This window comes from Streptomyces blattellae, from assembly GCF_009709555.1.
Lineage (GTDB): Bacteria > Actinomycetota > Actinomycetes > Streptomycetales > Streptomycetaceae > Streptomyces > Streptomyces blattellae.
Genome location: NZ_WJBG01000187.1, coordinates 56,655 through 74,839 on the forward strand (window position 1 = coordinate 56,655; position 18,185 = coordinate 74,839).

The following is an 18,185-nucleotide window of genomic DNA, read 5'->3' on the forward strand; positions in this document are numbered from 1 at the left end:
AATCCGGCCAACCACCCAGGGCCCTCCCTCAGTTGCCCCGCCTGCGCAGCGCCGGTGAGGCGAGGCTCACCGGCGCTGTCGTGGAGGGTCACGCGTTCTTGATCGCCGAGATGTCGAAGTTCAGCTTGATCTTGTCGGAGACCAGGACGCCGCCGGTCTCCAGCGCCGCGTTCCAGGTCAGGCCCCACTCGGAGCGCTTGATCTCCGCCCTGCCCTCGAAGCCGACGCGCTCGTTGCCGAAGGGGTCCTTCGCGGCGCCGTTGAACTCCAGGTCGATGGTGAGCGGCTTGGTGACGCCGAGGATGCTCAGGTCGCCGGTGATCCGGTAGTCGTCGTCGCCGAGGGCCTCCGCCTTGGTGGAGCGGAAGGTCATCGTCGGGAACTCCTCGGTCCTGAAGAAGTCGGAGCTCTTCAGATGTCCGTCGCGGTCCGCGGAACCCGTGTCCACGCTGTCCATCTTGACGTCGATGGAGGCCGTTGACCGGGTCGGGTCGCCGCCGTCCAGGTGCAGCGAGCCGGTGAAGTCGAGGAACGTGCCCTTGACGTTGGTGACCATGGCGTGGCGGGCGACGAACCCGAGCGAGGAATGTGCCGGGTCGATGGCGTAGTCGCCGGTCAGGGCCGCCAGGTCGGCGGTCACCGCGGCGGTCTCGCCGACGGTCTCGGCGGTGTCGTCCTTACGGCCGAAGATGCCCATGATCTGCTCCTGAGGGGACGGGTCGTGGCTCCGGGCGGAGGCCACGGCCGATTATGTTGAACATTCAACGAGATTAACGCGGTCGACGGCAGGGCTATTCCGCGCTCCGAGGTACGCTCGACCGGCCGCCGACCGGGTCTGTCGTTTCACTCCGGCGATGGCATGTGCCGCACCTGAATGTGAGGCGGCTCTCGGTGACGGCTTTGTGTGATCTCTACAAGCCCGGTCCCCTCTGAGCAGTCGGAAAGCCTGCACGCCGTCGAGGTTCTGTTCAGGGGCACCAGGAAAACGCGCCGGAGACTGTACGGAGTCAACGGCCCGCTTTCCTTGCTGTCCTTCGTAAGGTCGCTACATGACCGTTTTGGATGAGGCGCCGGGTGAATCCACGAGCGAGCCGACCGACGCCCGCGGGCGGGTGGCCGAGCTGCACGAGATCCGGGCGCAGGCGGTGGCCGGACCGAGCGAGAAGGCGACCACGGCGCAGCACGCCAAGGGCAAGCTGACCGCCCGGGAGCGCATCGAGCTGCTGCTGGACGCGGGCTCCTTCCAGGAGGTCGAGCAACTGCGCCGGCACCGGGCCACCGGTTTCGGCCTGGAGGCCAAGAAGCCGTACACGGACGGTGTGATCACCGGCTGGGGCACGGTGGAGGGCCGTACGGTCTTCGTCTACGCCCATGACTTCCGGATCTTCGGCGGTGCGCTGGGCGAGGCCCACGCCACGAAGATCCACAAGATCATGGACATGGCCATCGCGGCCGGGGCGCCGCTCGTGTCGCTCAACGACGGTGCGGGAGCCCGTATCCAGGAGGGCGTCAGCGCGCTCGCCGGGTACGGCGGCATCTTCCAGCGCAACACCAAGGCGTCCGGGGTGATCCCGCAGATCAGCGTGATGCTGGGCCCGTGCGCGGGCGGCGCGGCCTATAGTCCGGCCCTGACCGACTTCGTGTTCATGGTCCGTGAGACGTCCCAGATGTTCATCACGGGCCCGGACGTGGTCAAGGCGGTCACCGGCGAGGAGATCACCCAGAACGGCCTCGGCGGCGCGGACGTGCACGCCGAGACCTCCGGGGTCTGCCACTTCGCCTACGACGACGAGGAGACCTGCCTCGCCGAGGTGCGCTACCTCCTGTCGATGCTCCCGCAGAACAACCGCGAGAACCCGCCCCGAGTGGACGCGGCGGACGCTCCGGACCGCCGTGGCGACGTCCTGCTGGACCTGGTCCCGGCGGACGGCAACCGGCCGTACGACATGGCGAAGGTGATCGAGGAGATCGTCGACGACGGCGACTACCTGGAGGTCCACGAGCGCTGGGCCCGCAACATCATCTGCGCGCTGGCCCGGCTCGACGGCCAGGTCGTCGGCATCATCGCCAACCAGCCGCAGACCCTCGCCGGGGTCCTCGACATCGAGGCATCGGAAAAAGCTGCGCGCTTTGTCCAGATGTGTGACGCTTTTAACATCCCGATCGTCACCTTCCTGGACGTGCCGGGGTTCCTCCCCGGCGTCGACCAGGAACACGGCGGGATCATCCGGCACGGAGCGAAGCTGCTGTACGCCTACTGCAACGCGACGGTGCCGCGGATCTCGCTCATCCTGCGCAAGGCCTACGGAGGTGCGTACATCGTCATGGACAGCCAGTCCATCGGTGCCGACCTGACGTACGCCTGGCCGACGAACGAGATCGCCGTGATGGGCGCGGAAGGCGCGGCCAATGTCATCTTCCGCCGCCAGATCGCCGAGGCCCCGGACCCCGAGGCGATGCGGGCCAGGATGGTCAAGGAGTACAAGTCCGAGCTGATGCACCCGTACTACGCGGCCGAGCGCGGCCTGGTCGACGACGTGATCGACCCGGCGGAGACCCGCGAGGTGCTGATCCGCTCGCTGGCGATGCTGCACACCAAGCACGCCGACCTGCCCTCCCGCAAGCACGGCAACCCCCCGCAGTAACCCAGCGGACCCTCCGCGCCACCCGCGTGGAAACCTCATCCACGGAGACTGAGACCTATGAGCACCCCTGACATCCGCGTCGAGAAGGGCCACGCCGAGCCCGAGGAAGTCGCCGCCATCACGGCCATCCTCCTCGCCCGCGCCGCCGCCCAGCCGCCCACCGAGCCGACCCGCCGAGGCCGCGCCAAGGCCGGCTGGCGCCGCCTGGAGCGCGAGCCGGGATTCCGGGCACCGCACAGCTGGCACTAGCGGGAACGATGACTAAGGGCCCCTCCTGAGGAGGGGCCCTTAGTCGTGCGCCCCATAGGGGCGCGAGGAACTGCGCGAACCACCGGCTACCCGCAGACGGCGTACGACCGTCCGAGGCAGCCCAGTGGCCGCCCGACCGCCTACCGCAACCGTGCCATCAACGCATGCTCCACGAGAGTGATCAGCGTCGACTTCGCGTCAGCGCGATGCCGCGCGTCCGTCGTGATGATCGGCGTGTCAGGGCCGATCTGCAGAGCTTCCCGGACCTCGTCCGGGTTGTACGGCTGCTGTCCGTCGAAGCCGTTGAGGGCGATGACGAACGGGAGCCCGCTGTTCTCGAAGTAGTCGACCGCCGGGAAGCAGTCGGCGAGACGGCGGGTGTCGACCAGGACGACCGCGCCGATGGCGCCGCGCACCAGGTCGTCCCACATGAACCAGAAACGGTCCTGACCGGGGGTGCCGAACAGGTACAGGATCAGATCCTGGTCCAGGGTGATACGGCCGAAGTCCATGGCCACCGTCGTGGTGGTCTTGTCCCCGGTGTGGGTGAGGTCGTCGATGCCCGCCGAAGCGGATGTCATCACGGCCTCTGTGCGCAGCGGGTTGATCTCCGAGACGGCGCCGACGAACGTGGTCTTGCCCACGCCGAAGCCGCCCGCCACCACGATCTTCGCGGAGGTGGTGGAGCGGGAAGGACCGCCGCTAGAGCTTGCGAAGTCCACTGAGCACCCTTTCGAGCAGTGTCACGTCTGGCTGGCCGCCGGCGTTCTCGTCGCCGCCGGGCTGATGGATGGCGACCAGGCCCGCCTCCGCCAAGTCGGCGACGAGGATCCTGGCCACGCCGAGGGGGATCGTGAGGAGAGCCGAGACCTCGGCCACCGACTTGATCTCTCGGCAGAGGTTGCAGATCCGCTGATGCTCGGGCAACTGGCCCTGCATCTGATGCGGCTGCGCGGTGGTGTGCACCAGTGCCTCGATGGCGAGCTGGTAGCGCGGGCGCGTCCGGCCGCCGGTCATGGCGTACGGGCGCACCAGGGGGTTGTTCGACGCCCCTGCGGGCGCCTGCTCAGGGGCGCGTCGCTGTGGTTGCACCGGCTGGATGCGCGGCGCGTGCGGCTGGTCGTACGGCCCGGGACCCTGCGGTCCCTGAGGCGTGTACGGCTGCTGGCGCCGCTGGCTCGGTGCGGAGGGGAAGTTGTACCGGTTCGGCGAACCGTCGTCGTGGCCCTGGCCAGGGCCGTACGACCAGTTGCCCGAAGACGAACCGCCTGGGGGTGTTGCCACTTTCTCCTCCTCCGACTGTGCCTGGCACCCATCAGTGTGAGCCGCGTCCCGAAACCTTACGGCCCCGGGACGCCAAAACGCACCGTCTGACTGTTAGTTGAGAAGGCTCCCTTGGAGCTCCGCACGCAGATCAGGGGTCAGGACCGTACCGGCACGGTCCACCAGAAGCGCCATCTCGTACCCGATGAGGCCGATGTCCGCCTCCGGGTGGGCCAGGACCGCGAGCGACGAACCGTCCGAGATGGACATGATGAAGAGGAATCCCCGCTCCATCTCCACAACCGTCTGGTTCACGCTGCCGCCCTCGAAGATGCGCGAGGCACCGGCGGTCAGCGAGGTCAGACCGGAGGCGACCGCCGCGAGCTGGTCGGCGCGGTCGCGGGGAAAGCCTTCGGACATCGCCAGAAGGAGTCCGTCGGCGGAGACCACCACCGTGTGGGACACCCCGGGGGTGTTGTCCACGAAGTTGGTGATCAACCAGTTCAGGTTCTGTGCCGCCTGGCTCATCGGGCTCACACTAACGCTCCTGGTTGTAGGTGCTGTCAGGACCACTGTGCTGATTCCTAGTGGCCTGGCCGTTCGTTTCACTTCCCGCGCTGCGTCCCCGCTGGACACCGCGGCGCAGGTTGCTCAGCCTGCCCCGGACGTCCTCGGGGGCGCGGGAGACCTGTGGGCCACCCTGGGGGGTCGCTTCGGCGGTGCCCTCGACCAGGTTGGCCTTGGGTACCCGCCGCGGCAGGCCGGAGGCGGTCACTCCACCTGCCTTGGGCTTCCGCAGCTGCGCCGCCTGCTGCCAGCGCGCGTCGTTGGCCGAGCGCCAGTCGCCGTTGCCGCTGCCGTTGCTCTCGGGCGCGGGGGCCGGCGGTTCCTGGCTCACGGGCTGCGAGCCGTTGCCGTTCACGGAGGTGGATCCGCGGCGGGGCAGTCCGGCGTCGGTCAGCTGGTGAGACGCGGAGGGGGCCGGTCCCGGACGGTCGAAGCCTACGCCGTCGCCGTCACTCACGTCGGCGGCCTGCGCGGACTCCGGTTCCGGAGCGTACTCGGACGGGTAGCCGTTCTGGTAGCCGTTCTGCTGCGGCCAGTCGTCCTGGTGGCGCCGCTCCTCGAAGGCCGAGAACGTCTCCGGGGCCAAGCCGCGGCCCGCCGAGCCGTCCTCCTGGACCGGCTCCGGATAGGAGGGCTCGGGGTAGCCGCCGTTCGTCGAGAACGTGTCGTTCTGCGGCAGGCCCCCGTTCGGCGCGTAGTACTGCTCCTCGTACGCCGGTCGCTGCTGCTCCTCGTACGGCGTCTGCTGCGGCTCGTCGTACGCCGTCTGCTGGTCGTACGTGGCGGGCTGCTCCGGGTAGCCGCCCTGGCCGTCGTCGAAGGGCTGCCGGAGGTCGTCGAACGCCTCGACGTACGAGGAGGGGGCGGCGGCGTCCAGAGCGGGCTGCTGGCCCTGCTCCTGGGGGCTCTGGGCCTCCAGAGCCGCCCGGCGCTCCTCGCGCATCAGGGAGCGGCCTACGGGGTCCAGCTCGCGTATGTCGTCCGGGACCTCGGCGTAACGGCTGTCGTCGAAGCCGAGTTCGGCGGCGGTGCGCAGCGGCTGGCGGTTGAAGTCCTCGCCCTGGAAGCTGCGCTCCGGGATGATCTGCGAGACCGTGAACTCGTCCTGGATCGGCTGCTGTTCGCCGCCGCCACCACCGTGGGTGATCGCGTCGGGCAGCATGACCAGGGACGTCGTACCGGCCTGCTCGCCGGAGGGACGCAGCTGGACCCGGATGCCGTGCCGGTCGGACAGCCGGCCGACCACGAACAGGCCCATGCGCTGGGAGATCGCGGCGTCCACGGTCGGCGGGTTGGCCAGCTTGTGGTTGATGTCCGCGAAGTCCTCGGCGGTGAGGCCGATGCCCTTGTCGTGGATCTCGATCATCACGCGGCCGTCGGGGAGACGGGTCGCGGTGACGCGGACCTTGGTCTGCGGGGAGGAGAACGTGGTGGCGTTCTCCAGCAGCTCGGCCAGCAGGTGCACGAGGTCGGTGACCGCGCGGCCGTGGATCTCGGCCTCCGGGACGCCCGACAGTTCGATGCGCTCGTACTGCTCCACCTCGGAGGAGGCGGCGCGCAGGACGTCGACCAGCGGGACCGGCTGGTCCCAGCGGCGGCCGGGCTCCTCGCCGGCGAGGACCAGGAGGTTCTCGCCGTTGCGGCGCATACGGGTCGCGAGGTGGTCCAGCTTGAAGAGGTTCTCCAGCTGGTCCGGGTCGGCCTCGTTGTTCTCCAGGTCGGTGATCAGGGTCAGCTGGCCCTCGATCAGCGACTGGTTGCGGCGCGACAGGTTGGTGAAGATCGCGTTGATGTTGCCCCGCAGCAGGGCCTGCTCGGCGGCGAGCCGGACCGCCTCGCGGTGGACCTGGTCGAAGGCCCGGGCGACCTCGCCGATCTCGTCCGTGGAGGTGATCGGGATGGGCGCGACCCGGGTGTCGACCCGGCCGGGGTCGGTGCGCGAGAGCTGGTCGACCAGCATCGGCAGCCGCTGCTCGGCGATGCCGAAGGCGGCATTGCGCAGCTGGCGCATCGAGCGGCTCATCTGGCGGGCGACCATGCCGGCCAGGATGAACGCGGCGAGCAGGGCGATCACCACGGCGGCGCCCACGATGAAGGTGTCCCGCCTGGCGTCGTCGGCGATCGTGGCAGCCTCGTTCACCGCCGTGTCGGCCATGTCCGTCTCGATCTGGCGGTAGGCGTTGTACTTGAGGGTGTTGACCGCCCAGTAGTTGGACACGGTGATGCCCTGGTCGGCGAGCCCCTCACGGACGCTGGGGTCCATGTTCTCCATCGTCGCGATCGCCGTGACCATGTCGGTCGGGTTGGCCGGCGGGGGCACGTACTTCTCGCCCTTCGCGGCGGCTTCCTCGGCGGCCTCCCTGGCCATCTGCTGGCCGTCCGCCGTGATCTGCTTCTGCGCGTCCTCCAGCCGCTGCGCGTCCGCCTCGGTGCCACCGCCGATGTACTCCTCGACGGCGATGCCTTCGAGGTAGGCGTACGAGGAGAGGGCGACGCGCTGCTGACCGAAGCTCTGGGCGTCCGGGCCGGGCTTGATCAGCATGTGCATGCCGATGGAGCGCTGCAGCGACAGGGCCGCCTTGGTGAGTTCGAGGGCGTAGACGGTCCGGCCGTAGCTGGTGATGTTGCCGGTGCCCAGACCGAGCTCGTTGGCGAACTCGGTGAGGGGGTGCGCGACCTCGACGTAGCCCTCTTCGGTCTGCACGCCGGTGAGTTCGCTGGTGTACGCGTTCTCACGCAGCGAGGCGAGCTTGGGCTCCTCCTCGCGGAACAGCTTCAGGCGGCGCTCCAGGCCGCCCTTCTGCGGCATGCTCTGGGCCGCTTCGTCGAAGGCGTCGGCGGCCTTGTCCGTGGCCTCGCGCGCCTGGGTGACGGTCGCCTTGTCCTCGGCGGTCTGTGCGCTGCCCTTCAGCAGGGGCGCCGCGGTGACGTCACGCTCGTTGTAGAGCGCGTCGGAGTAGTTCAGGGACGCCCGGACCAGGCGCGCGGTGTTCTCCGCGTCCTCGGCCTCCTGCCAGGTGTCGATCGAGCTCTTCACCTGGAAGCCGCCCATGACCAGGCCGACGACCACGGGTATGAGCAGGATCGCGTTCAGCCGGGTCGGCACGCGCCAGTTGCGTGGGGAGAGACGGCCGCCGCTTGGAGCCGGGGCGGCGGCCTGCTCCGATCCGGGCACAGGGGCGGGCGCCGCTCCGCGCGGCGGCGGGGTGAAGTTGCCCCTCGCCGACGACGGCTCGGGACCGTTCTTGCTTCGCCTCACTCGACCAACAACCTCTCGGCGGTCGGCACCTTCTTTGTGCCGCAGTGTCTCAGAGCCCGGTTCGCCATCGACTGGGGAGTACGTCTTTGACTAATGGGCAGTTCAGGCATTCCAGCACGTGGGCCTGTGCTCCTCCAAACAGTGGAAAGCGATCATTACAAGCGATGTAAGCCCCAGATAAAACGGTCATAAAGAGCGAGCCCCGTCAAATGACGGGGCATTTGTGTGCGCAGCGACACGGGTCGACCGCGACGCGTGGCCGTACCACCCGATTCCTCTGCCGAAACGTTATGAACACCGTGGCCGACCGTGTCAAAGGACACAGTCGGCTCCGGGGCATCTACGACAACTTCCGTATGGCGCTTCCGACTTGAGTGTGAATCGAGCGCTACCTCAGTCGGGCCATGAGAGCGTGCTCGACCAGCGTGATCAGGGCACTCTTCGCATCCGACCGGTGCCGGGCGTCCGTGGTGATGATCGGGGCGTCCGGACCGATCTGCAGCGCCTCGCGCACCTCTTCGGGGGCGTACGGCTGGTGGCCGTCGAAGCCGTTGAGGGCGACGACGAAGGGCAGCCCGCTGTTCTCGAAGTAGTCCACCGCCGGGAAGCAGTCCGCCAGGCGCCGGGTGTCCACCAGGACCACGGCACCGATGGCGCCGCGCACCAGGTCGTCCCACATGAACCAGAAACGGTCCTGACCCGGCGTACCGAACAGGTACAGGATCAGGTCCTGGTCCAGGGTGATACGGCCGAAGTCCATGGCCACCGTGGTGGTGGTCTTGCCCCCGGTGTGGGTGAGGTCGTCGATGCCCGCGCTCGCGGACGTCATCACGGCCTCGGTGCGCAGCGGGTTGATCTCGGAGACGGCGCCGACGAAGGTCGTCTTGCCCACGCCGAAGCCGCCGGCCACCACGATCTTCGCGGACGTGGTGGCGCGGCCTCCGTCAGAGCTTGCGAAGTCCACTGAGCACCCTTTCGAGCAGTGTCACGTCGGGCGCACCGGTGGTCTCGTCGCCACCGGGCTGGTGGATGGCGACAAGGCCGGCCTCGGCGAGGTCCGCGACCAGGATCCTGGCGACGCCGAGCGGCATGGCGAGGAGAGCCGAGACCTCGGCGACCGACTTCACCTCACGGCAGAGATGGCAGATGCGCTGGTGCTCAGGGAGGAGTCCCATGAGCGCTGCCGGGTCGGCCGTGGTGCTGATCAGGGCCTCGATGGCGAGCTGGTAGCGCGGCCTGGTCCGGCCGCCGGTCATCGCATACGGACGTACCAGCGGCTCGTCGCCTTCGTCCCCGTACGGCTCCGCGTACGGATCATGAGAGGCGGTGGGCGGGGTCATGAATCCTCCGGGCGGGACAGCAAGTTGTCAGTCGTGCCGTCTGACTGTGGCCGGTGGGGGGATCGTGGCGGCCGGACGGTGATTTGGTGAGACGGGTGGATCCGGGGCGGGTCAGTGGAGCAGACTTCCTTGCAGTTCGGCGCGCAGGTCCGGCGTGAGTACTGCGCCCGCGCGGTCAACCAGCAGCGCCATCTCGTAGCCGACCAGTCCGATGTCGCACTCGGGGTGGGCCAGGACGGCCAGGGACGAACCGTCCGAGACGGACATCAGGAACAAGAAGCCGCGCTCCATCTCGACGACCGTCTGTGCCACGTCGCCCCCCTCGAAGATCCGGGAGGCCCCGGCCGTCAGCGAGGTGAGCCCCGACGCGACGGCCGCGAGCTGATCGGCTCGATCGCGCGGGAAGCCTTCCGACAGCGCCAGAAGGAGACCGTCGGCGGACACGACGACGGTGTGGGACACCCCGGGGGTGTTGTCCACGAAGTTGGTGATCAACCAGTTCAGGTTCTGTGCCGCCTGGCTCATCTGCCTCAACTAACGCTCCTGCTGGTGAGTGGGGTCAGGGAAGCTGCCGGTCTGATCGCTACCGGCCTGCCGGCCCTGTGAGATACCCCGACGGAGATTGGTCAGCCGGCCGCGTACGTCATCAGGCGCACGGGAGACCTGCGGACCGCTGTTGTGCTGTTGCTGCTGAGCCGTACCCGGGACGAGGTTCGCCCTGGGTACCCGGCGCGGCAGGCCGGAGGTGGTGACTCCGCCCGCGGCCGGCTGCCGTACGCGCTCTGCCTGCCGAATGAGGTCGTCGTTCGGCGAGCTGCGCCAGGCGCCGGTTGCGGGACGCTGGGATGCGGGAGTGTGCTGCGGCTGCGGCGGGGTGGCCGGCGCGGGGGCCGAGCCGTTGCCCTGCCGTGGGCCGCCCTGGCCGCCCTGACCGTGGAACCAGTTGGTCTCAAGGGTGTCGTACAGCGGCGTACGGCCATCTCCCGGGCCGGACGCCGGCGGCAGGGCTTCGGGCTCAGGGCGGCCGGGCCGCTGCGGACGCGGCGGCGGTACCGGTGAACGCCCGGCACCGTATCCGGTGCCGTTGGTGCCGTTGGTGCCGTTGGTTCCGCTGCCGTTGGCCGGGCCCGGCCGACCGGGCTGCGGGTAGCCGTAACCGCCCGTGGATCCGTTGTCGTACGCCTGCGGGGCCGACGCGTTCCCGGTCGGGCCGAAGACGTCCGATCGCACGAACTGGCCCGTGCCCTGCCCGGAGTTGGGGCCGGGGCTCTGCGGGACCGCTCCGGGGCGGGGGAACTCGCCGGAGTTCTGGTCCGCACGCGTGAACTGCCCGGTGTTCTGCGGTCCGTTCGCGCCCGGCTGCTGCGGGGCGCCGAAGTCCTGGCCACCGAGGTCCGAGGCCGGACCCTGACGGCCGGCGCCCCGCGGCGGAATCGCCGGGAACTCGGAGGTCGAGCCCATGCCCTGCCGGTCGTCGATCCGCGGCATCGGCGCGGTCTGCGCCGGGTCACGCTGCTCGTCATGCCCGCGCGGGGTGTCGAGCGAGGCGCGCGGCACCGGCGGCTGCGCGTTCTCGTCGCTCCAACTCGGCGTGCGCGGCGGCTGTGCGTTGCCGCCCGGCAGCTCGGCCCGCGGCCCGCCCCGCGGCGGCAGCTGCGGCCGACGGCCACGACGGCCGCCACGCCCGGATTCCTGGTTCGATACGGCATCCCGCGCGTCCTGCCCCTGCGACGGCCCGCCCGTGCCCGCGGCCGTCAGGCCCTGCGGGGCACCCGGCGCCTGGCCGCCGAAACCGGCACCCGCACCGGCGGGAGCCGGCCGGCCGCCCGCTTGAGGAGCCGACGGACCCTGCGGCCCGCGCGCTCCACCGGGCCCACCCGGACCGGGACGGCCACCCGTGCCACCACCGCTGCCCGGCAGCGCGGCACGCGGCCCTTGAGCGGCACCGAGCCGCCCACCGGGCGCACCCGTGCCGGCACCGAGAGCGCCCGCACTCGCACCGGCACCGAGAGCGCCGCCGCCCTGGCCCGCGCCCGAGCGGCGAGCGGCCGCCACCCCGGCGGCGGCCTGCGCGGCGACCGGGCCGCCGGATGAACCGGACGCACCGGACGCACCCTGGCCGGGCTTGGGCTGCGGCTTCTTGCCGCCCTGCGCGACATCGACGGGGAGCATGACCAGCGCGGTCGTACCACCGGAGTCGGACGGGCGCAGCTGGATGCGGATGCCGTGCCGCTGCGACAGACGACCGACCACGAACAGACCCATGCGGCGGGAGACCGAGACGTCCACGGTGGGCGGCGAGGCGAGCCGTTCGTTGATCGCGGCGAGGTCCTCGGGGGAGAGACCGATACCGGTGTCGTGGATCTCGATCAGCACCCGGCCGTCGGGCAGGGCGTGACCGGTGACCTTGACCTTGGTCTGCGGCGAGGAGAACGAGGTCGCGTTCTCCAGCAGCTCGGCGAGCAGGTGCACGAGGTCGTTGACGACGCGTCCGGCCACTTCGGTGGTCGGCACGGCGGCCAGCTCGATGCGCTCGTACTGCTCCACCTCGGAGGCGGCGGCGCGGAGCACGTCGACCAGCGGGACCGGGCGGGTCCAGCGGCGGCCGGGCTCCTCACCGGCGAGCACGAGGAGGTTCTCGCCGTTACGGCGCATGCGGGTCGCGAGGTGGTCGAGCTTGAACAGCGAGGACAGCTGGTCCGGGTCGGCCTCGCGGGACTCCAGTTCGGAGATCAGCGACAGCTGGCGCTGGATCAGACCCTGGGAGCGGCGGGAGAGGTTGGTGAACATCGCATTGACGTTGCCCCGCAGCAGGGCCTGCTCGGCGGCGAGGCGGACCGCCTCGCGGTGGACGTCGTCGAAGGCCGCGGCCACCTTGCCGATCTCGTCCCGGGAGTGCACACCGACCGACTCGACGGAGGTGTCGACGTCCTGCGGGTCGGACTCGGACAGCTGCTTGACCAGCTCGGGCAGCCGGTCCTGGGCGACCTTGGTCGCGGTCTCCTGCAGCCGGCGCAGCGAGCGGATCATGGAGCGGGCCACGACGAAGGCGCCGACCAGCGAGACACCGAGCACGAGCAGGATCAGCGCACCGGAGATGATCGCCTCACGCTCCGACTCGTTGCGCAGCTCGCGCGCCTTCTGCTCCATCTGCTCCAGCAGCGTGGTCTCGATCTTCCCCATCTGGTCGATCTTGGACGAGCTGTCGTCGACCCAGTCCCTGTACGACCGCTTGTCCAGGTCGGCGAGGCCGTTCGCCTGGCTGAGCGCACGGTCGGCGTAGGTGTCGGAGGCCTCGATCGTGGGGTTGCCCTCTTCGATGGGCTGGAGCAGTTCGGCGGCGCCGTCCGCTCCGTAGATGCTGCGGAAGCTGAGCAGCTCGGACTTCTCGCTCTCCAGCGCCGACTCGCCGTACAGCCGGTCGTTCTCCGAGAGGCTGCCGCCCGTGCTGGGGGTGACGGGCAGCGCCGCCGCGATGACCGCGCGCTGGATGGAGGCGTACTCCTTGGCGGAGGAGAACGAGGCCAGCGCACGGGTGCGCTGGATCATCTCGGGGTTGCTGGTGGCCTCCGCCATGTCCTGCGAGAGGTCGAGCAGGTGGGTGATCAGACGGTGGTAGGCCTCGACCGTCTGGGTGGAGTTCCGCTCGGCCTCGAAGGCGTCGTCGCGGATCTTCTCAAGGTTGCTCAGGTCGCCGACCAGACCGACGAGGCTGTCGCGGACGCCCTGGAGGTCGCCGTCCTTGCTGGAGGCGTCGACCTCGTCCGCGGCGTCGAGGAAGTTGTCCCGGGCGCGGTCGGTCCGGTCCCGGTAGCCCTTGACCGCGTCGTCGCTGCTCGCGTTCGCGCCGTGCGCCAGCGGGCCGGCCGACTGGTCGCGCTCCTCCTGGAGCGCGGAGGCCAGCTCGGTGGCCTGCTTGGTCATGTCCGTCAGCAGCTTCATGTTGTCGAGCTGCTGGATGTCGCTCACGTTGTCGCTGATGCGCAGGGCGCCCAGGGAGGTGGCCGCGACCACCGGGAGCGCGAGCAGTGACACCAGACGCGTGGAGATGCGCCAGTTGCGCAGGGCTATTCGTGAGCCGGGGCCGGAGGGGCCCTTCGGCGGCTTCACCGGCGGCGCGGCGGCGCCGGGTGCTCCCGTGGAGCCCGTGGGTCCGGTGGACGCTGTGGCTCCGGATGCTCCGGATGCTGCGGACGCACCGGCACGCCCGCCCTCGCCGGACGCTGCCTGGCCCGGACCCTGGGCGTGCTGGGGCGAGGGACTGCCGGCATTGGGGCCAGTCCCGCCGTGCGGCTCCGGCTCCGCCGAAGCACTGCCATCCCTCTTGAAACGTCCCTGCACTAGCGTCGCAACCTCTGGACCAGGCGCCCCTCCGCGTCAACGGAAGGACGGTGTCGGCGTCGTGGAGGGCGCCCTGATGCGCACCCCGATGGTCGTGAGTGACCGGCGCTGGCTCCCTTTCTCGCCGCCACTCGGCGCTCGTCGCGCCCCCTGTGCGCCGGTTCGTTCCTGCGGCGGTCCGTGGAATTCCAGCACAGTGCAGGATCTCCAACAAGGCCCGTGGTCAGGCTGTGACCTCCGTGACACCACGTGAGGGCTGCGTTACGAGACGTAGAAAGTGATCCGCCGCAAAGCGGACTTACCGCAACGAGTCGCCGGTCAGTGGGGGAGTCCCAGTCGCCATGATCAGGAGCGGAATGCGGGCTTCAGGCGGTCAATGTCCGTTTCGTGGGGGTCGATTAAGGGCCTGAATTGACCGGTTTGCCCATGGATTCGTGAGCAAACTCACACGGCGATCAAGGGGTCTGCGCGTCTTCGGAGGGAATTGGATGTTTAGCCTGGCGCTTTACAACTGAAGCCCAACTGTGAAGGCACCGGACACCCGTGAAGACGACGATGATGTTCCGCACGATAGCCAACCCGCGGCGCACGACGCTGGCGCACCTCGACGACGCCGGCGACCTGCACACCCCGGACCACCCGGAGCACACCGCCGACCTCCCCGCCCACACGGCCAACCCGCGCCGCACCGTCCTCATGGACATCCCGGCCCAGGCCACCGCCGCACAGTAGCCGTTCCGTACGACGCCCAGGGCGCCCGCGACACCATGCGGGGCGCCCGCCCCTTGCCGAGCTGGCGCTAGCCTGGAGCGTCAGACTTCAGCCAGCTCAGTCAAGGGGCCAAGCATCCCGTGCGCATCGCCAGATTCTCCATCGACGGGAACGTCGCCTTCGGCGCGGTCGAGGGTGACAAGCCGGACGAGCTCGTCCTGGACATCATCAAGGGCATCCCGTTCGCGGACTTCGAGCTCTCGGGCACGAAGGTGCCCCTGAGCAAGGTCAGGCTGCTGCCGCCGGTGCTCCCCAACAAGGTCGTGGCCTTCGGCCGCAACTACGCCGAGCACGCGCGGGAGCTGGGCAACGAGGTGCCCGACGCCCCGTTCGCCTTCTTCAAACCGTCCACCTCGGTGATCGGCTCCGGTGACGAGATCCAGTACCCCTCCTTCTCCGAGGAACTCCACCACGAGGCCGAACTGGCCGTCGTCATCGGCCGCCTGTGCCGTGAGGTCCCCCGCGAGCGCGTCAAGGACGTCATCCTCGGCTACACCTGCGCCAACGACGTCACCGCCCGCGACGTGCAGAAACGCGAGAAGCAGTGGGCCCGGGCCAAGGGCTTCGACACCTCCTGCCCGCTCGGCCCCTGGGTGGAGACCGACCTCGACCCGAGCGACCTCACCATCCAGCTCACGGTCAACGGCCGGCAGCGCCAGCTGGGCCGCACCACCGAGATGATCCACCCGGTCGAGGATCTGATCGTCAACATCTCCGAGGCCATGACGCTGCTCCCCGGCGACGTGATCCTCACGGGCACCCCGGCAGGGGTCGGCCCCCTCACCGTCGGCGACGAGGTCGCCGTCACCATCGAAGGCATCGGCACTCTCACCAACAAGGTTGTCAAGCGTGGCTAGCGCACCCGGCTCCCCCGTACGCGTCCGTTTCTGCCCCTCGCCCACCGGTAACCCGCACGTGGGCCTGGTCCGCACCGCCCTGTTCAACTGGGCGTTTGCCCGCCACCACGGCGGCACTCTGGTCTTCCGCATCGAGGACACCGACGCGGCCCGCGACTCGGAGGAGTCGTACGCCCAGCTGCTCGACTCGATGCGCTGGCTCGGCTTCGACTGGGACGAGGGCCCCGAGGTCGGCGGCCCGCACGCGCCGTACCGCCAGTCGCAGCGGATGGACCTCTACCAGGAGGTCGGGCAGAAGCTCCTGGAGGCCGGCCACGCCTACCACTGCTACTGCTCCCAGGAGGAGCTGGACAGCCGCCGGGAGGCCGCCCGCTCCGCCGGCAAGCCGTCCGGCTACGACGGCCACTGCCGCGAGCTGACCGCACAGCAGGTCGCGGAGTACCAGGCTCAGGACCGCAGGCCCATCGTCCGCTTCCGGATGCCGGACGAGACGATCATCTTCACGGACCTGGTCCGCGGCGAGCTGACGTTCACACCCGAGAACGTCCCGGACTACGGGATCGTACGAGCCAACGGCGCACCCCTGTACACGCTGGTGAACCCGGTCGACGACGCCCTGATGGAGATCACCCACGTCCTGCGCGGCGAGGACCTGCTCTCCTCCACCCCGCGGCAGATCGCCCTGTACAACGCGCTGATCGAGCTGGGCATCGCGAAGTCCGTGCCCGCCTTCGGACACCTGCCGTATGTGATGGGCGAGGGCAACAAGAAGCTCTCCAAGCGCGACCCGCAGTCGTCCCTCAACCTCTACCGCGAGCGCGGCTTCCTGCCCGAGGGCCTGCTCAACTACCTCTCCCTCCTTGGCTGGTCGCTCTCGGCCGACCGGGACATCTTCACGATGGACGAGATGGTCGCCGCCTTCGACATCGCGGACGTGAACCCCAACCCGGCCCGCTTCGACCTGAAGAAGTGCGAGGCGATCAACGGCGACCACATCCGCCTGCTGGAGGTGAAGGACTTCACGGAGCGCTGCGCGCCCTGGCTGCGGGCCCCCTTCGCGCCGTGGGCCCCGGAGGCCTTCGACGAGGCGAAGTGGCTGGCCGTCGCCCCGCACGCGCAGACCCGCCTGAAGGTGCTGTCGGAGATCACGGACAATGTCGACTTCCTGTTCCTGCCGGAGCCGGTCCAGGACGAGGCGTCCTGGGCCAAGGCGATGAAGGAGGGCAGCGACGCGCTCCTGCGTACGGCCCGCGAGAAGCTGGAGTCGGCGGACTGGACCTCGGCCGAGGCGCTGAAGGAGGCCGTCCTGGCCGCCGGCGAGACCCACGGCCTCAAGCTCGGCAAGGCCCAGGCCCCGGTCCGCGTCGCCGTCACCGGCCGCACGGTCGGCCTCCCGCTCTTCGAATCCCTGGAGATCCTGGGCAAGGAGAAGACGCTGGCGCGGATCGACGCGGCGCTGGCGAAGCTGGCGGCGTAACGCGTACGCACACGTGAGGGGCGGCACCCGGGGGTTCCGGGTGCCGCCCCTCTGGCGTTCCGCTCAGACGGCGTCGCTCTCGTCGATCAGGTACGCGAACTCGTCGAAGATCTCCAGCACGACGACGACCATGATGGCCCCCGCGACCATGTATTCCAGCATCACGCCGGGGGCCACGTACGCCTTCCGCAGGTGTTCGTCAGGTCCGAGCTGCGCGGTCGCGTTCTTGCGGAACGGGTCACGTGCCAGTATCCGCACAGCCCGGTCCAGCTGGGCTCGACGCTCGCCGGACAGACCGTCGTAGGCCGCGCGGGCCTCGACGGTGAACTGGACTCGATACTCGTTCATGGCCTCAGTGTGCCAGCCCCTGGATGCCGTCGGGGATATGAGCAGCCGGTCCGGCTGTACCGTCGGGGTCATGGTGATCAGAGCTGTTGTCTGGGACGTCGACGACACCCTCTTCGACGCGGCATCCGTCGGGGGATAACCCCCGAGCCCCCAGCCGGTCCGGCTGTACCGTCCGTGTCATGGTGATCAGAGCTGTTGTCTGGGACGTCGACGACACCCTCTTCGACTACACCTCGGCCGACCGCGCCGGGATGCGCGCGCACCTTGTGGCCGAGGGCCTGCTCGACGGAGACGAGTCCGTGGAGCAGGCGCTCGTGCGCTGGCGGGAGGTCACCGACCGCCAGTGGGCGCGGTTCGCCGCGGGGGAGGCGTCGTTCGAGGGGCAGCGGCGGGACCGGGTGCGGGTGTTCCTGGGCGAGGAGCTGACCGACGCCGAGGCCGACGCCTGGTTTCTGCGGTACATCGCGCACTACGAGGCCGCCTGGGCGCTCTTCCCGGACGTGCTGCCCGTCCTGGACGCCCTCGCCGCCAGTCACCGGCACGCCGTGCTGTCCAACTCCAGCCTCACCGTCCAGGACCGCAAGCTGCGCATGCTCGGTGTGCACGACCGCTTCGAGGCCATCCTGTGCGCCGCGGAACTCGGTGTCTCCAAGCCGGAGGCCGGCGCCTTCCACGCGGCCTGCGAAGCCCTGGGCCTCGCCCCGCGGCACGTGGCGTACGTGGGCGACCACCCGGAGATCGACGGGCGGGGCGCCGCCGACGCCGGACTGCTGTCGGTCTGGATCGACCGTGCCACCGCGTACACCGGCGACGACATGCCCGCCGGCCCGCACCGGATCGCCTCGCTGGCCGAACTCCCAGCGCTGCTCGGCACGGATACCCGTTTTGGAGCCCCGTCCACCTTCGGGTAATGTTCTTCCTGCGCCGCCGGAGAGCGGGCCGAAAGGCCGGACCCGGAGGCGCAAGCTAGAACGAGATCCCCTCCGGGGCTTGCGTTCCAGTGGCCTATGGTGTAATTGGCAGCACGACTGATTCTGGTTCAGTTAGTCTTGGTTCGAGTCCAGGTAG

16 protein-coding genes are annotated in these 18,185 nt (G+C 69.6%); 6 read left to right on the top strand and 10 right to left on the bottom strand.

Features of this window, described 5'->3' with window-relative positions; genetic code table 11:
- Positions 1 to 88: 88 nt before the first annotated feature.
- Entirely contained in the window at positions 89 to 697 is a 609-nt protein-coding gene (locus GFH49_RS24745) for a YceI family protein (RefSeq protein WP_155058297.1), read from the bottom strand.
- Between the two features lie 352 nt (positions 698 to 1,049).
- Between GFH49_RS24745 and GFH49_RS24750 the strand changes: the two genes are divergently transcribed.
- A complete protein-coding gene (locus tag GFH49_RS24750; RefSeq protein ID WP_155058285.1) occupies positions 1,050 to 2,645 on the top strand; it encodes an acyl-CoA carboxylase subunit beta in 1,596 nt (531 codons plus the stop codon).
- 57 nt (positions 2,646 to 2,702) lie between these two features.
- Complete coding sequence (locus tag GFH49_RS24755; protein WP_155058286.1) at positions 2,703 to 2,894, top strand: acyl-CoA carboxylase subunit epsilon; 192 nt, start codon at positions 2,703 to 2,705, stop codon at positions 2,892 to 2,894.
- Between the two features lie 140 nt (positions 2,895 to 3,034).
- Here GFH49_RS24755 and GFH49_RS24760 read toward each other — a convergent pair whose 3' ends face one another.
- The 8 genes from GFH49_RS24760 to GFH49_RS24795 form a co-directional block, all read right to left on the bottom strand.
- Positions 3,035 to 3,616 (bottom strand): GTP-binding protein, encoded by a 582-nt coding sequence (locus GFH49_RS24760; protein WP_026243582.1) that lies wholly within the window; start codon positions 3,614 to 3,616, stop codon positions 3,035 to 3,037.
- Positions 3,597 to 4,178 carry a DUF742 domain-containing protein gene (locus GFH49_RS24765; protein WP_155058287.1) on the bottom strand — a complete coding sequence of 194 codons (582 nt, stop codon included), beginning with the start codon at positions 4,176 to 4,178 and terminating at the stop codon, positions 3,597 to 3,599. The genes GFH49_RS24760 and GFH49_RS24765 overlap by 20 nt, the downstream gene beginning before the upstream one ends.
- Positions 4,179 to 4,271: 93 nt before the next feature.
- Positions 4,272 to 4,685 carry a roadblock/LC7 domain-containing protein gene (locus GFH49_RS24770; protein ID WP_004983065.1) on the bottom strand — a complete coding sequence of 138 codons (414 nt, stop codon included), beginning with the start codon at positions 4,683 to 4,685 and terminating at the stop codon, positions 4,272 to 4,274.
- Between the two features lie 10 nt (positions 4,686 to 4,695).
- On the bottom strand, positions 4,696 to 7,983 hold the full coding sequence (locus GFH49_RS24775; RefSeq protein WP_196218120.1) for a sensor histidine kinase: 3,288 nt from the start codon (positions 7,981 to 7,983) through the stop codon (positions 4,696 to 4,698).
- Positions 7,984 to 8,371: 388 nt separating this feature from the next.
- A complete protein-coding gene (locus tag GFH49_RS24780) occupies positions 8,372 to 8,947 on the bottom strand; it encodes a GTP-binding protein (RefSeq protein ID WP_155058289.1) in 576 nt (191 codons plus the stop codon).
- A complete protein-coding gene (locus GFH49_RS24785) occupies positions 8,928 to 9,323 on the bottom strand; it encodes a DUF742 domain-containing protein (protein ID WP_155058290.1) in 396 nt (131 codons plus the stop codon). Before GFH49_RS24785 ends, GFH49_RS24780 begins: the two co-directional genes overlap by 20 nt.
- Positions 9,324 to 9,434: 111 nt before the next feature.
- Positions 9,435 to 9,848, bottom strand: a complete 414-nt coding sequence (locus GFH49_RS24790; protein WP_030231800.1) for a roadblock/LC7 domain-containing protein — start codon at positions 9,846 to 9,848, stop codon at positions 9,435 to 9,437.
- A gap of 9 nt (positions 9,849 to 9,857) precedes the next feature.
- The gene (locus GFH49_RS24795) at positions 9,858 to 13,664 is read right to left on the bottom strand and encodes a sensor histidine kinase (protein ID WP_155058291.1); all 3,807 of its coding nucleotides are present in this window, start codon (positions 13,662 to 13,664) and stop codon (positions 9,858 to 9,860) included.
- Between the two features lie 543 nt (positions 13,665 to 14,207).
- Between GFH49_RS24795 and GFH49_RS24800 the strand changes: the two genes are divergently transcribed.
- The 3 genes from GFH49_RS24800 (at position 14,208) to gltX (ending at position 16,769) form a co-directional block, all read left to right on the top strand.
- Positions 14,208 to 14,396: a hypothetical protein gene (locus GFH49_RS24800; protein WP_155058292.1), complete on the top strand. Its 189-nt coding sequence runs from the start codon at positions 14,208 to 14,210 to the stop codon at positions 14,394 to 14,396.
- A gap of 119 nt (positions 14,397 to 14,515) precedes the next feature.
- The gene (locus GFH49_RS24805; RefSeq protein ID WP_155058293.1) at positions 14,516 to 15,292 is read left to right on the top strand and encodes a fumarylacetoacetate hydrolase family protein; all 777 of its coding nucleotides are present in this window, start codon (positions 14,516 to 14,518) and stop codon (positions 15,290 to 15,292) included.
- Positions 15,285 to 16,769, top strand: coding sequence for a glutamate--tRNA ligase (gltX, locus tag GFH49_RS24810; protein WP_155058294.1), 1,485 nt, complete (start codon positions 15,285 to 15,287; stop codon positions 16,767 to 16,769). The genes GFH49_RS24805 and gltX overlap by 8 nt, the downstream gene beginning before the upstream one ends.
- A 63-nt stretch (positions 16,770 to 16,832) precedes the next feature.
- On the opposite strand, the gene GFH49_RS24815 is transcribed toward gltX, so the two are convergent.
- Entirely contained in the window at positions 16,833 to 17,117 is a 285-nt protein-coding gene (locus tag GFH49_RS24815; RefSeq protein ID WP_155058295.1) for a hypothetical protein, read from the bottom strand.
- A 179-nt stretch (positions 17,118 to 17,296) separates the two neighbouring features.
- Here GFH49_RS24815 and GFH49_RS24820 point away from each other — a divergent pair, with 179 nt between their 5' ends.
- Positions 17,297 to 18,028, top strand: coding sequence for an HAD family hydrolase (locus GFH49_RS24820; RefSeq protein WP_155058296.1), 732 nt, complete (start codon positions 17,297 to 17,299; stop codon positions 18,026 to 18,028).
- The last annotated feature ends 157 nt before the right edge of the window (positions 18,029 to 18,185 follow it).